Genomic DNA, 14,505 nt, shown 5'->3' with positions numbered 1-14,505 from the left:
GATTTTCTCAAATAGTAGTATTAACTTTACAGTATTCTGAAAATATAGTCAATTCTTATTATATATAATTCTTATACTGAAAAAACAAAAAAACCAACGAGACTCATCAACACACTGACGAGTCTCGTTGGTTTAAAATGCTTCAACCTATCCATTTTTTCACTCTATATTTTCAGTTGTGGGTGCAATATACGCCCCTACTACTTGTCCTAACAGTTCCACACCTTTAACAATTTCTTCCTCACTCGCATAACTAAATGACAGTCTTAAGTACTCAAGTCCTTTTTGCTGGTTCAAGAAAAAGTGTTTTCCTGGAACAAAAGCTACTCCTGTATCAAATGCCGCTTGCAACAGTTGGGAAGTATCAACGTCCGGAATTTTGATCCACACAAAATAACCACCTTTTGGCACGAACCATGAAACTGTAGGGGGCAAAAACTTCTCTAATGCTGCTAACATCATTGCACACTTGGATTTATATGTAGTAGTTAAGCGGGTTAGGTGCTCATCAAAATCAATCGCTTCCAAAAATGAGGCCATGGTTGCCTGATCAAACGGATGGTCCAGGTCCTTTTTAAACCAACTTAACGGGTCAATAATTCGTTTATCTGCCACCACCCAGCCAATACGCATGCCGGGTGCTACAACTTTTGATAACGATCCTACATAAATTACACGGTTTTGAGTATCCATTGCTTTTAGCAGACGTGGTCTCTCTTCAAAGCCGAGCTCTCCGTATGCATCATCTTCTAAAACTAAAAAATCATATTGTTCAGCAAGTTCCATTACGTGTTGTCGACGCTCGAGTGATAAGGTTGTCCCAGTCGGGTTTTGATAAGTTGGAATGGTATAAAGCAAACGCGGGATTGGTAACCCTTGTGCGCTGCGATCAGCTAACATTTCAGCTAATACATCCGTTTGCAATCCATTTTCATCAATTGGAATGGTCATGTAATAATCCGTATAGTTTCGGAAAATTTCTAGCGCTTCCATATAAGTTGGTGATTCAACTGCGACGACTGCTTCCTCATCTAAAAGAATACGCGCGATTAAATCAATCGCCTGACAAGCACCAGACGTGATAAGTAACTCATTTGTTGTAGTTTTCACATCTCGTTGTGCCATTCGCTCTTGAAGGAATTTTTTTAACTGTGGAACTCTTGGACTGCCTATGTAATGAAGCGGTAAATCTTGCTCTTCATCTAGCAACCGAGCAACCGCAAGTTTTATTTCCTCAGAAGGAACAAGTGATGGGGCGGGATAGCCCGAACTTAGACGCAAGCATCCTGCTGGTAGTGGCGACATCCACTGGCCAGGAGGATCGTTTTTAAAAGCTCTTTCAATTTCTTTTGAGAAATGAAAATCTGTTTTCATGTATATTGTCCCCTTTCATCCAACTGATAGAATAATGCAAAAGCTAATAAGTCTTATTCTACAGTGTGAAACTAACAATGTGTAGTTTGTCTTTAAAATATTCAGTCGAATCTAGGATGCACACTGTAACTTTTCAAGCACTTTAACGTTCTTATGAGAAAGAAAGTTTCTAGTTTCTAAACCCATTAGGAGGAATTCACATGAAAAAATTAACCTGGCTCGGAGCTGTTTTGGTTTTATTGGCTGTCTTATTTTTAGCCGCTTGTGGAACTGAAAATAGTGATGAAATTGATAAAGACGCTGAACCACCTGTGACTGAAGAAACCGAAACAAATGGCGAGGAAGTTGTTGACATGCAACCTATGATTGAACAAATTAATGACAACACGTATCGCTATAGTTTAATGAACGAATCTGACGAAGCACAAACGTTCGAATTCACAAGTAGTCAACGTTTTGATTTTTCTTTAACAAACGACAGTGGTGAAGTTGCTTTTCTTTTCTCTTCTGTTAGTACGTATGCACAAGCCTTAGGTGAAGAAACGGTTAGTGCCGGAGATCAATTAAGTTACGACTTGGAAATTCCACCACTAGATCTTGAACCTGGAACTTATGAACTGGCTGCGTGGTTAACACCAAGACAAGGCAATCTGTACAAAGTGACAACAGAACATATTGTGAAATAGGAAAAAGCATTCTTACTCTATGCCAAGAGTAAGAATGCTTTTTTATTTACTTTCTAATGCAGCAATATATTCTTTTACAACTTCATATACATATTCTTGATTGGCAGCAGCAGTATCGGGATTATAGGCGCCGTCGTTTGTTTTGTTGTTGGACAGAATACGAATTGCTAAAAACGGCACATCGTATGCTTTTGAAATCATTGCAGATGACGCTGATTCCATTTCTTCAACAGAAGTTTCAAAGTTTTCATGGAACCAATTAATGCGGTCGACTTCGTTATTCCAAACGTCAGCTGAACCGATTGTTCCTTCAACTACTTTGCCTTGTGTATAGCTATCTTTTACATGAATGGCTGCTGCTAATAGCTCAGGATCTGCATCATAATAACGCGCTTTTTCAGCATTTGGATCTTCGCCAGCACTTCCTTCAGAAGCCATAACGTCCATTGGCTTCCACTCTGTTGCTTCAATGCCTTCACCTTCCGCACGGTCTCCTGTTTTCATCGAACCGATATTAACTGTGCGTTCACCGATGACGATATCAAACACATTCAATGCTGGGTCATGTCCGCCAGACGTACCTTGGTTGATGATGGCAGCAGGATTGTATTTTTCAATCGCGATTGCTGTTGCAGCTGCTGTGTTTTCCATACCTTTACCTGTTTTTGAAACAATAACAGGATAATCGTCTACTGTTCCAATGTAAAATTCATATGTCGATCCTGATTCTTCTATTTCAACATTTTCCAAACGCTCCGCGAACTTTTCAGCTTCAATCGGCATTGGACCTTGAATAAGAATCGGGCGCTTTGTTTCTTCTTTGTCTTTTTCTGTTTCGCTCGACTCAGTTGCAGAACTGCATCCTGCCAATACGAGCAATACCAGCATGGCCATGATGGATACTAGCAGTTGCTTACTAATAGCGGTCTTCATTTTTGTCATGTGAATTTCCTCCTAGATGTATGCTCGATTCGGCAATGGGAACCGCTTCTACCGGTCGGACCTTTGGAGCCAAAGCATAAATTGAGTCGGAGAGTCTACACACGCCAAGCCATTAAAACTCTAGCTCGTAGTCCGGTTCTTTAAAGGGAACCTGGTAGAAACATTCGGACCATATTACCGAATATATACGAGCGATATAATGTTTATCACTTGGCAACTATAACAAAACGATAAATGTCGGTCAACCTATTTACGAACAATTATTTATATACTATATAAAATAGTTCGTTTTTCAAACCTAAAATTCTCTTATTACATCTTTTCTTCAATGAATTTCACCCTATTCATGTAATTCATTTGTTTTTCTAGCTTTTTCTTCTGAGTAATTATTGACAGTTAGTCACTCCTCGAATTCCACAAGTTGACTTATCGCAGCAAATGCTCTATTGTTAACTACGCGATGAGCTCGTTTGCATAAGACGGACAAGCACTCCTTTTAGGAACACGTTGTGGAGCGTGGCTTGGAACGCCGCAAACTATCGAAACCCATCTTGCCCTCGGGCAAGGTGGGTTTTTTCTGTCTTTTTGATGCGATTTTTTTGATTACATAAGGACTTATTAAGCAAGATTTTCGTTTGTTTGCAAGATGATGGGGTTTATTTGCGGAATCATGACATTTGTATGCGGGATACCAGATTTTATTTGCGCTATCTAAGGGTTTGTTTGCACAATAGCGAGGTTTGTTTGCAAATGACAAAATTAAGCCCGTTTTACACAAAAAATCTCCTCGTGCTCAAGAGCACAAGGAGATTTTTTTTCACAATTCGTATACGCGTGCTTCAAAAGGAAGCAGCTGTTTCGGATCAAGTTGCTGGTAATTTTGTAATATGCAGTTTGCAGATTCCGGTTCATCCCAATAACATGGATACTCTGTCAAATTGGTGATAACCAATACTGTTTTTTCTTCGTTCGTACGCGTATAAGCATAAATTGATTCGTGCCCCACGTCTTGGAGTTCATAGTTACCATAAATAAGAACATCATGTTGCTTGCGTAGCCAAATCATCTTGCGGTAAAACCACAGAATCGAATGCGGATCGCGAAGTTGCGCTGCTACATTGATTTCTTCGTAATTCGGGTTAGTGCGTATCCACGGTTCCGCATCCGAGAACCCAGCGTTCGGGCTGGCGTCCCATTGCATCGGCGTTCGTGAGTGGTCACGACTTTGCGCTTTGATGATGGTCATTACATCATCATGTTCCATGCCTTCTGAACGATTAAAGTGGTAAAGGCTATGGGTTTGGATATCATTGTAATGCTCAAGTTCATCAAACGGTGCATTGGTCATACCGATTTCTTGTCCTTGATAAATAAACGGTGTTCCCTGCATGAAAAAGTACATGCAGGCAATCGCGGTCGCGCTTTCCCGCCAATATTGTTGATCGTTCCCCCACGAAGAAACAATACGTGGTTTGTCATGATTTTCAACAAATAACGCGTTCCAGCCGTGACCTTCGACAGCTTTTTGCCATTTGGTCAATACTTCTTTTAACTTCGGAACATCGATCCCAGTTGTCGAATCTGTATCCCATAAGCTCATACTTTCAAACTGAAACACCATATTGAATTTCCCATTGTCCTCTGAAATCCACTCGTCAATGTCAGTTGCTTGAACGCCATTTGCTTCGCCAACTGTCATGATGTCATGTTTCGCAAACGTCTCGTCGCGTAGTTCCGCAAGCAATGGCTGAATGCCTTTAACATTCATCATTTTTTCCCAAGCGGGAACATATAGGTTTTGTTCAGGGTCCACCACATCGCTCAACTCTTTTTTAATGTGGCTAATGGCATCAACACGGAATCCATCGATGCCTTTATCGAGCCACCAATTGACCATATCGTATAACGCTTTTCGCACTTCTGGATTTTCCCAATTTAAGTCTGGTTGCTTTTTAGAAAATAAATGCAAATAATATTGTTTGGTTTCTTGATCGTACTCCCATGCTGAACCACCAAAAATACTTTCCCAATTGGTTGGCTCATCGCTCCAAATATACCAATCGCGTTTGTCGTTGTCTTTTGAAGCGCGTGACTCCATAAACCACGGGTGTTCATCACTTGTATGATTGATTACCAAGTCGATGATCAACTTCATCCCACGGGCATGAACTTCTTCAAGCAAACGATCAAAATCTTCCATTGTTCCAAACTCATTCATAATATCTTGATAATCACTGATGTCGTAACCATTATCGTCATTCGGCGATTTGTACATTGGGCAAATCCAAATTACGTCAATCCCGAGATCTTTCAAATAATCCAACTTACTCGTCACACCATTTATATCGCCCACACCATCATTATTCGAATCCTTAAAACTTCTTGGATACACTTGGTAGGCAACTGCTTCTTTCCACCATTTTCTACTCATAACTCATCCCTCACAAAGACCCCAGGCACCCTTCCGATTAAACCGCCTTACCAGCAAATTAAATCCGAAAACCTTCGAGTGTCTATTTCAACTTTTATCTATTCCAACATCCAGCAACATTTTTTTAGAAAATTAATTTCAAGTTGATAGTGTAGCAGAAATCGCAAAAAATTACCAAGACAATAAACCGAAAATTTTATGGACTTTAGATGATGTGACCACCTTCTTCCGTTTGAATATCTTCCAGTATAACCGCTATAACAACAATAAAACCTAAATTCTCTTAATATTTTAAAGTTTTATAAATGATAACGGTTTCATTTTTTAAAAGCATGAATTATGACTAATTACCCTCCCTAATAATTCCCATTGTTAATTATTAGTGATACTTAAATAATAATGGGTGTTTTGGAAGCGGTGAAACATTATCGATTTTTAACATTAAATTTTGCAAAAGAGGGAATAGACTAGAATAGAAGCGAAAGGATGATGAAGAATGAAAAGCAAATTAGCAGCTGGGCTATTGGGTATTTTCCTTGGTGACTTTGGGGCACATAAATTTTATTTAGGTAAACCGGGGATGGGTATTCTCTACTTACTATTCTTTTGGACAGGGATCCCTGCAGTTATCGGATTGATAGAAGGAATTTTATATCTTCTGCAATCTGAAGAAAGCTTTCAAGAAAAACACGGCAGACGCTAAAGGAGGCTTTTTACTTTGCAACTAGAGCCGATTCCTGATCATTTGCAAAAAGACTTGAACATCTTGTTTGTTGGATTTAATCCGAGCATCCGTTCTTCTGAAACCGGTTTTCATTACGCTAATCCAAACAACCGGTTTTGGAAAATTCTCTATGAAGCTGGATTAACTCCACGAAAATACCGACCTGAAGAAAATCGTGAACTGCTAAAGCTGGGGTTTGGTTTAACAAATATCGTGGCACGCCCAACTAAAGAAGCAGCGGAAATTTCCAAAGACGAATACGTAAAAGGTGCTGAGATGTTGAAAGAAAAAATCAGGCAGTATCGTCCAAAAACTGTTTGTTTTGTGGGCAAAGGTGTGTATCAGCAATTTAGTAAAAGAAAATCCGTATCATGGGGCATCCAACAAGAACCCGTTATTCCAGGTGTTATCGAATACGTCGCCCCTTCCTCGAGCGGTTTAGTACGTATGAAATTTTATGACATTGTTGAAATTTACAGCGGCTTGAATAACTATCGTTAAAAAATCCCGACCTCTATTTAAAAAGAGTTCGGGATTTTTATATATGTTCTAATAACGCCGCAAGTTTTCTCACCGTATTTACATTACGGACCGTTATGCGCCGGTAAAGAGCCGTTCCTACGATTTTGCTTAACCCACTCTTTGTCACCAGGTCTTTATCAACTGACCAAAGAATTGCGCCAGCTACGTATAGGACACCGTCAATGTCAGGTTTAATGGATAGTTGATTTACTACCGATGCATCGTCAACATCTTGCCATAAAAACAATACATCGCTTTTCATGTTTTGATCGTTTGTCCAATGCTCCGGAACTGATTGAGCAATTTCTAGAAACTCCGCTGAACTATAGATCAGTACATGAATCTGCAAATCAAAATAACTAAGAATTGCTTTTTCTACTATACTCGCTACAGCTTCTTTAGAATCGATTGTTGAAACAAAAACGACATTTCCAGAATTGATATACGTAGTAACTTGCGTCATGCCTGCTTCTTCAAAAACTTGTTTTAATTTTTTCATTTCTACTTTGTTTTTTCCACCTACGTTGATCCCTCGCAACAATGCCACATACTTCATTTACGTCACCTTCCTGACTAGCCGATTTTCTCGTCATCTTTTAAAACCAGCATCTTTCATAATTTTTGTAAATGGCTGTTTTTGAATGGTTTCTTCAAGTTCCTTAATCAACCGTTCTAATTCTAATGAAAATCGGTCATAATCTGTTTTTGTCGATGTCAGTTTCACTAAAGAAAGGAGAGAAAAAATCGTTGCCCCACTCAAGCTCCCTTTGTCTATTTCTAATCGCGTCTCTAACGCATCTAGGTCTACTGGATGTGTCAGGTGATAACGATAAAGCACTTCTTCATGCGCCGATTTATTGCGATACGGGAAAACGATACGCAAAATAGCATCTAACTCACTCGTCTTTAAAGTCATCATCTCGTATTGTTCGCTGTATTCCTCAGCAAAATCACTGGCAATTCGTTCACGGAGTTTTTCATCGATCACAGCATAAAAATGAGTAATCTGCCCAAGCGATAAAAAGTTGACCAAGACCCAAAGGGGAACATCTTTATGCTTATCGTAAAATTCTCGAATGGCTGGATATCTCACTTTGTCACGTTTTTTATGGCTTTTGATTAAGTTGGCGAGCGTTGAGATGATACGATCTCGTTCATGATGATGCTGCTTGTCTTCACTGTAATTATGAGGCTCTAAAAAGCTCCCAGCCTCCTTGAATTTCTCAGAAAAGCGGTAAGCTAATTTTGACTTAATGTTTTTTTCGAATTTTAGCAGTTCATTCAATACTAACATCCGTAAATTTCGATCAAAACGATGCAATGCATAGATGTGACTAAAGTCGGTTTCTTCTTGATAACGTTCTAAACCGTACGGGTTAAGTTCTATATCATGCTCAAGAAAAGGTTCTTTATAGCCATCGATCAAAGCGTAATAATTCTCACGCGACAAAATCCGTTTTGCGGCAGCTTTATCCGCTATTTTCAAACCGCGCTTTTCGAGTATTTCTAGCTGCTCCTCGTGAGTAACAAAATCCTTCACATCTCTCATCCTTTGCAAATTCTTCTTATTACTAACTGTAAGTGAAGCAGCGTTTTTTATAAATACTTATCTCTAGATAAAAGTTATGATTTTTGAATGCTTCTTTCTTTAACCTTCCTTGTTAGTTCCCTAAAAAAATGGGTATGTGTGCAGTAAAGAAAAGTCGCTGCTGCCACTCTAGTGAAAAACAACCTTCGTTGCTAAAGACGGTGAATCGCACTTGAAGGAGTGAGCATGTTGAAAACTTTTTTAATCACCATCTGTTTTCTCTTAACTTTGTCATTAGCATTTCCTATTGCCGCAGCTTCAGATTTACCAAAAGCTCATCCGTTTTACGACGAAATCAATTATCTCATTAACCGCGATGTAGTGAGAGGATACCCCGATGGCACGATGCGCCCTGATGTAGGCGTTACTCGTGCAGAAGCAGTTATCATGATTGGCCGTTTAAAAGGATTTGATAGTAAACAGCGCGCGACAAATTTTTCAGATGTTCCCGCTTCTCATCAAGCAAGTGGATATATCGCAGCCGCTGCAACAGCAAAGTTAATCACTGGTTATCCAGACGGCACTTACCGTCCAAACAATACGATTACGAGAGCAGAAATGGCATTTATCTTGTCGCGTCTGTTTATTGTACCGTTTCGTGCAGGTGTCAGCTTTACAGATATCTCGCCGAATATGCCTGTCTATGAACCGATCCAACAAATTCTAGCAGCAAATATCACCATTGGTTATCCGGACAAAACGTTTCGTCCCACCGAAAAGGTAACCCGTGGACAGTTTTCTGCATTTTTAGCACGTGGCCTGGAAGCCAAATTTAAGAACGATGCAACCATTTCACATTCTTATTTACGAGACAAAACTAAATCTTATATTTACAATACAGAATACGGAACAGAACGCCATGTCTACAATTACGTGCCTACACGCTACGGATTAGAAATGGGTTTTGTTTGGAGTATCTATCAAGAGGATGGCTCATTAGTAACAGACACTTTGGAATTCGAAACGCATGAAGCATATACATTTGGCATGCCTTATTCAGAGGCATATATGGAATTGATTTATCCAGTGAAAGTCGGACAATCCTGGTATACGGATACTGAGTATTCGGCTCCTCGTGTCATTACAAAAACGAAAGTAACTGTTCAAACACCCTATCAAACATTTACAAATGCCGTAGAAGTTACTGTGCCCGCCAACCCAAGTTTTTCAGAAAAAGGACATGTTTATTATATGGTTGAAGGCTACGGAGAAGTAAAATCGGTAGAATTGGACGGAACTATCGCAAAAGAATTGAAAGCTGTTGAATGAAATTCTCTTTATAATAAGCTATCACTCCGAAATCAGCTCATCTGATTTCGGGTGGTAGTTTATTTTTATTCCCCTATAAAACCAGCAGTCTCCTCTCTCTTTTCAATTCACAAAACTCAGCTTAATATTTATAAAAATACTTATTAACTTATAAGAATTAGACCCTCTCTTAATTCAGCGACTTTTTTTCCACTTAAGCATCCGCTTTAAATCCAATTACTTATTAAAGTTATTTAAAAATAATATAAATAAACCTTGTAATTTGATTATTCAATAATGTATAGTCTATACAAGAATGAATAAAGGAGGTCAGTAATGAATACATTATTTCTGCTTCCCAATACTAATGAGGAAATTATTGAAACGTACGATGAAGACATTATTGTAACTACTAAAGAAGGTCGCATTATTAAAGCCTCTCCGTGCAGTGGAGACGCTTACGGTGTGGCGGCTGAAGATTTACTTGGTAAATCTGTTTACGACTTAGAAGCAGCAGGAATTTTTTCTCCTGCCATCACTCCTCTCGTATTGAAACAAAAGAAAAAAGTGGTCATCAGACAAAACACGCCCTCTGGAAAAAAAGCGTTGATCACGGGCATCCCTCTTTTCAACGATAGCGGTGAAGTAGATTTTGTCGTTAGTTACTCTTATGACATGTCCCAGTTAATGGTCATGAAAGACTACTTAGTAAATTTAGAGTCGGAAATGTCTAAAGTTAAAGGAGAACTTGCCCATCTTCGCAATCAACAACTTCACATTGAAGGATGCGTAATGGAAAGTCCTTCATCTAGTCGCGCACTTCAAACAGCCATCAAGATGGCTCAACTCGAAGTTCCTGTAGTCATATGCGGCGAACCAGGCACTGGTAAAACGGCCTTAGCAAAGTTTATTCACTCACAAAGTAGTCGACAACATGCCGCTTTTATCGAGGTCAATTGCAGTGCAATTCCCGAATCAGTCTTTGAAATCAGCTTTACAGGGTTAAACGCCGAAGGCTATATGAACCTAGCCGCTAACGGCACGCTCGTACTAAATGAAATTGACCACCTATCACCTGCTTCACAAATCTCCCTGCTCAAAATTTTGCAACAACCACACACTGCACGTGTAATCGCTATTAGCACTACATCGCTTGAACAAGCTGTTACTGACGGGAATTTCCGTGAAGATTTGTTTTACTACCTACATTTGGCTTCAATTAAATTATTTCCGTTAAGAGAAAGACCCGACGATTTAGATCAAACCATTAGCCGCGGAGTAGAAGAACTAAATCAAAAGTACACCCAACAAAAATCAATTTCCGACGATTTGTATTTTCATTTATTGCAGTTGCCGTGGAAAGGGAATTTCCGAGAGTTGGGCAACGTGTTAGAACGTAGCTTTATCGAAAGTGAATCTGAACTCATCACACTCGATGACCTGCCGATCGCTTATCAACCTGATCAAGACGAACGCATTGGCTTTGAACTTCATGGTCAAACACTTCCTCATATTTTGGAGTCAGTTGAAAAGAAAGTCGTACTGAACGCACAAAAGCGCTACCGGACAACAACTGAAATGGCGCATATTCTAGGTATTAGTCAACCATCCGTTGTCCGCAAATTAAAAAAATATACACACACACCTATCGGGGGGGAAATTATATGACTTTGTTACAAAGCGAAAAAAAGACGATCGAATCCATTGATACGTGGAAGTTTTTAATACCTTCCATTATTGGCGCACTGCTCTTCTTATGTCCGATTCCTTATAACGGACAAATAACAATCGGTGTCGGCATTTTGGCATCTTTCTTGTTAACAACGTTCGGTGACGCGATTCCTGCATTTATCATTATCTTGCTTGGTTTCTCAGCCATTGCGAGCATCACCGCAACAGCTCTAAAGCCAGCTTTTGTCCAGAATTCCACATTTTTACGCGCTACATTCATTAACGGACCTTTCGGTTTAATCGTCCGGATTCTAGCTTTTGCATTTGGCATCATGGCTTTTTATGAAATTGGACCTGAAGCAATTGCTTCACGCAATACTGGAGGCGTTGTTCTTTATGATTTGGCTCCTGTCCTACTAACTTGGTTCTTGTTTGCAGGAATTTTATTGCCACTGCTTGTTGAATTCGGCTTAATGGAATTTGTCGGAACTTTACTCAATAAGTTCATGCGTCCTGTCTTTACTTTACCTGGTCGTTCTTCTATCGATGCAATGGCATCATGGATGGGTGCTGCACCTGTTGGTGTTTTAGTTACGATGAAACAATACGATGAAGGAAACTACTCTGGACGTGAAGCTTCTGTTATTGCAACGACGTTTTCGATTGCCTCTGTTGCGTTTAGTTTAGTTGTAGCAAATGTCGTCGGTATTGGTCATTTGTTCCTTCCCTTCTATGTGGCCGTATCAGTTGCTTGTTTAGTGGCAGCAATTATTATGCCACGCATTCCACCATTGTCTCGTAAAAAAGATGACTACTATGCGCCAGTTGGTAAACAAGTTGACGATACGATTCCTGAAGACGCGTCACTATTCCAATGGGGATTTGACGAAGCTCGTCGCAAAGCAAGCAGTGCGGCAAGCCCGAAAAAACTGGCGAAAATGGGAATCGAAACGGTTCTTGATATTTGGTTGGCACTAATCCCGCTCGTTTTTGCACTTGGTACAGTTGCTTTGATCGTGGCAGAATACACACCACTTTTCAAAATTATTTCTTACCCATTAATTCCAGTGCTCACAATGTTCGGATTACCGGAAGCAGCTGAAGCAGCACCTACTTTCCTAGTCGGTTTTGCAGATATGTTCTTGCCAGCCGTACTGGGCGGTGGCATTGAAAGCGAATTGACTCGCTTTGTTCTAGCTGGGGTATCATTGACGCAAATTATTTATATGTCTGAAATCGGTATTTTGATCTTGCGTTCAAACATTCCTGTGAAGTTCTGGGAACTGGCTGTAATCTTTGTATTGCGTACAGTTATCACATTGCCAATTCTTGTGTTATTTGCTCACCTATTTGTATAAATAAGAAAATCCACATCCATTAAACCGGATGTGGATTTTTTTACGTTTTCACTCATGAAAAAATCCGCATGCCAGCATGCGGATTTACTGTTTGTACTCATTTTGCCCAACGATGGAAGAAGAAATAGGACATGATGAGCACGATCATGATGGCCGAGATGACAAGCATAGGCACAAAACCAAAGGTGGTTTCCATAGTAATTCCTCCTTCTTTTACCTTCATCATACTCTCTTTCGATCAAATGTCAAAATATTAATCTGAATATTCTTTCATTTTAAATATATCAAGATAAAGATTTAAAGCTAGTAACATCTTTATGAACATGACTTTTTTATCGCACGCTAATCCCTCTTCAAATAAAAGCCTTGTTCGATTTAAAGTGGTAAAAAAAATACCCCTAATATGTCACGTTGTGATATAGTCAAGATGTGACATATAGGAAAGAGGGACATTAAATGAATATACAAAAACTGTTGAAAAAGTATGTACCGATGACGGAAACTGCTTTTTACATCTTGTTGTCGTTAACCACACCTCGCCATGGTTATGGGATTATTAAACACGTTGAAAATCTTACAGCTGGTCGTCTCGTCCTTGGATCAGGCACTGTATATGGCACCTTAACAAAAATGCAAAAAGATGGTGTGATTGTCGTATTCGCAGATGAACAACGAAAAACGGTATACGAAATTACCGACACTGGCAAACAATTAATGACGAAAGAAATACAGAGACTAAAAGAGTTACATCAAAACGCACTGACTTTCGAGGAGGATTTTCAATGAAGAAAATGTATAGACCTTTTTGGAGCTATGATGTTGAAAAAACCGAAGAATGGTTGTCACAAATGGAGAACGATGGTCATGTCTTTGAAAAGCTGAATCGGTGGACATGCTGCTTTTATTTTAAGGAAGCTGATCCTGAATCGCGAATTTATCGAATTGCTCATGACAAATTTAAATCGTCTACACTTGCTCCCACTTTGCAAAAAGAGGGGTGGGACGTAGCTTCACGAGCTGGAAAATGGCAAATTTCGACGAATCGCCAACTTAAAGAGATCATTAAAACCTCACCAACTAGAGATGGCGTGATCAAACACAATCAAACAATCACATATATGTTTTATAGACTTTTATTTTATTTACTAGCTGTACTAATTGCCCCTATTTCTTTTGCTTATTCCTATCTATTCATGGGGGAAGCGGTTGTTGTAAAAGAAAGTCCTTATTGGATTTTGACGTTTTTATTTTTTGCATTAGTCATTGGTTTAGTTGTAGTAGGCATTTATTCGATTGTCAAAATCACAAAAACAAACAATGATCTTAGAGGCCGAATTGCTGTAGAAGTTCTTCCAACGAGCCAAAGAATCGACAAACAAGACGAAAGACAACTGAAACATTCAGGTCGCCGGGTAACCAAAATTCGTTTAGCTTGGATGTATTCCCCTGACAAACTGGAAAACTGGCTAGAGTTGATGGAACAACGCGGATTCAATTTGCAGCGCGTCAATCGAATCGGCATGATTTTTCACTTTACAATGGGCGAACCACGTTACGTAGCATATAAAGTCGATTACCAACGGCAACCACCTGCAAGCTATTTCACCATCCACAAAGAAGCTGGCTGGTCTAATTGCTTTAACTCTATTTCGAACTTAGAAAAGTGGACCATTTGGAGTCAAAAATATTCACAAGATCAAGAGCGACCACAATTGTATAGCGATGTTTCAAGTCGAATCAATCAAGCTAAAAAGATGGTCCTGACGTATACTGCCTTCTTTTTACCTTTCACCCTTTTGTACCTTTACTTTCTTGTTAATAGCTTCCATCAACAAACAGAAATATCTCAGTGGGTATCCTGGGGGACTTTTGCATTTATATTGTGTATCACTATTTACGGATCTTTGTTAGTTAAACTATGGACGTATTATAGACGTTTAAAAAAACAGGTAGCTGTTTAA

General features: G+C 39.4%; 13 protein-coding genes and 1 riboswitch. Of the genes, 8 read left to right on the top strand and 5 right to left on the bottom strand.

Annotated features, from left to right (window positions below):
* Positions 1-159 precede the first annotated feature (159 nt).
* Positions 160-1,374 carry an aminotransferase-like domain-containing protein gene (locus BCM40_RS03810; RefSeq protein WP_065527075.1) on the bottom strand — a complete coding sequence of 405 codons (1,215 nt, stop codon included), beginning with the start codon at positions 1,372-1,374 and terminating at the stop codon, positions 160-162.
* 200 nt (positions 1,375-1,574) lie between these two features.
* On the opposite strand from BCM40_RS03810, the gene BCM40_RS03805 reads away from it, so the two are divergent.
* On the top strand, positions 1,575-2,060 hold the full coding sequence (locus BCM40_RS03805) for a BsuPI-related putative proteinase inhibitor (RefSeq protein ID WP_065527076.1): 486 nt from the start codon (positions 1,575-1,577) through the stop codon (positions 2,058-2,060).
* A 42-nt stretch (positions 2,061-2,102) separates the two neighbouring features.
* Here BCM40_RS03805 and BCM40_RS03800 read toward each other — a convergent pair whose 3' ends face one another.
* Together BCM40_RS03800 and BCM40_RS03795 are read right to left on the bottom strand one after the other, a co-directional pair.
* Positions 2,103-3,002 (bottom strand): 5'-methylthioadenosine/S-adenosylhomocysteine nucleosidase, encoded by a 900-nt coding sequence (locus BCM40_RS03800; protein WP_156851253.1) that lies wholly within the window; start codon positions 3,000-3,002, stop codon positions 2,103-2,105.
* A gap of 108 nt (positions 3,003-3,110) precedes the next feature.
* A riboswitch (purine riboswitch) is annotated at positions 3,111-3,213 on the bottom strand.
* A 606-nt stretch (positions 3,214-3,819) separates the two neighbouring features.
* Entirely contained in the window at positions 3,820-5,433 is a 1,614-nt protein-coding gene (locus BCM40_RS03795) for a glycoside hydrolase family 13 protein (RefSeq protein WP_065527077.1), read from the bottom strand.
* Between the two features lie 496 nt (positions 5,434-5,929).
* Here BCM40_RS03795 and BCM40_RS03790 point away from each other — a divergent pair, with 496 nt between their 5' ends.
* Positions 5,930-6,136: a TM2 domain-containing protein gene (locus BCM40_RS03790; protein WP_008429331.1), complete on the top strand. Its 207-nt coding sequence runs from the start codon at positions 5,930-5,932 to the stop codon at positions 6,134-6,136.
* A gap of 15 nt (positions 6,137-6,151) precedes the next feature.
* The gene (mug, locus tag BCM40_RS03785) at positions 6,152-6,658 is read left to right on the top strand and encodes a G/U mismatch-specific DNA glycosylase (protein WP_065527078.1); all 507 of its coding nucleotides are present in this window, start codon (positions 6,152-6,154) and stop codon (positions 6,656-6,658) included.
* A gap of 37 nt (positions 6,659-6,695) precedes the next feature.
* Here mug and BCM40_RS03780 read toward each other — a convergent pair whose 3' ends face one another.
* Positions 6,696-7,235, bottom strand: a complete 540-nt coding sequence (locus tag BCM40_RS03780; RefSeq protein WP_065527079.1) for a DUF1697 domain-containing protein — start codon at positions 7,233-7,235, stop codon at positions 6,696-6,698.
* A gap of 33 nt (positions 7,236-7,268) precedes the next feature.
* A complete protein-coding gene (locus BCM40_RS03775; RefSeq protein ID WP_238323753.1) occupies positions 7,269-8,228 on the bottom strand; it encodes an Abi family protein in 960 nt (319 codons plus the stop codon).
* Between the two features lie 228 nt (positions 8,229-8,456).
* Between BCM40_RS03775 and BCM40_RS03770 the strand changes: the two genes are divergently transcribed.
* From BCM40_RS03770 to BCM40_RS03750, 5 genes are all read left to right on the top strand, one after another.
* Positions 8,457-9,536, top strand: coding sequence for an S-layer homology domain-containing protein (locus tag BCM40_RS03770; protein ID WP_238323752.1), 1,080 nt, complete (start codon positions 8,457-8,459; stop codon positions 9,534-9,536).
* 315 nt (positions 9,537-9,851) lie between these two features.
* Positions 9,852-11,183 carry a sigma 54-interacting transcriptional regulator gene (locus BCM40_RS03765; protein WP_065527082.1) on the top strand — a complete coding sequence of 444 codons (1,332 nt, stop codon included), beginning with the start codon at positions 9,852-9,854 and terminating at the stop codon, positions 11,181-11,183.
* On the top strand, positions 11,180-12,544 hold the full coding sequence (locus tag BCM40_RS03760; protein ID WP_065527083.1) for a YjiH family protein: 1,365 nt from the start codon (positions 11,180-11,182) through the stop codon (positions 12,542-12,544). The genes BCM40_RS03765 and BCM40_RS03760 overlap by 4 nt, the downstream gene beginning before the upstream one ends.
* A 456-nt stretch (positions 12,545-13,000) precedes the next feature.
* On the top strand, positions 13,001-13,330 hold the full coding sequence (locus tag BCM40_RS03755; protein ID WP_065527084.1) for a PadR family transcriptional regulator: 330 nt from the start codon (positions 13,001-13,003) through the stop codon (positions 13,328-13,330).
* Positions 13,327-14,505: a DUF2812 domain-containing protein gene (locus BCM40_RS03750; protein WP_065527085.1), complete on the top strand. Its 1,179-nt coding sequence runs from the start codon at positions 13,327-13,329 to the stop codon at positions 14,503-14,505. Before BCM40_RS03755 ends, BCM40_RS03750 begins: the two co-directional genes overlap by 4 nt.

Source organism: Planococcus donghaensis (assembly GCF_001687665.2).
In the GTDB taxonomy this organism is placed as follows: domain Bacteria; phylum Bacillota; class Bacilli; order Bacillales_A; family Planococcaceae; genus Planococcus; species Planococcus donghaensis.
The sequence above is the reverse complement of the archived record's forward strand: the minus strand, read 5'-3'. Positions and strand labels throughout refer to the sequence as shown.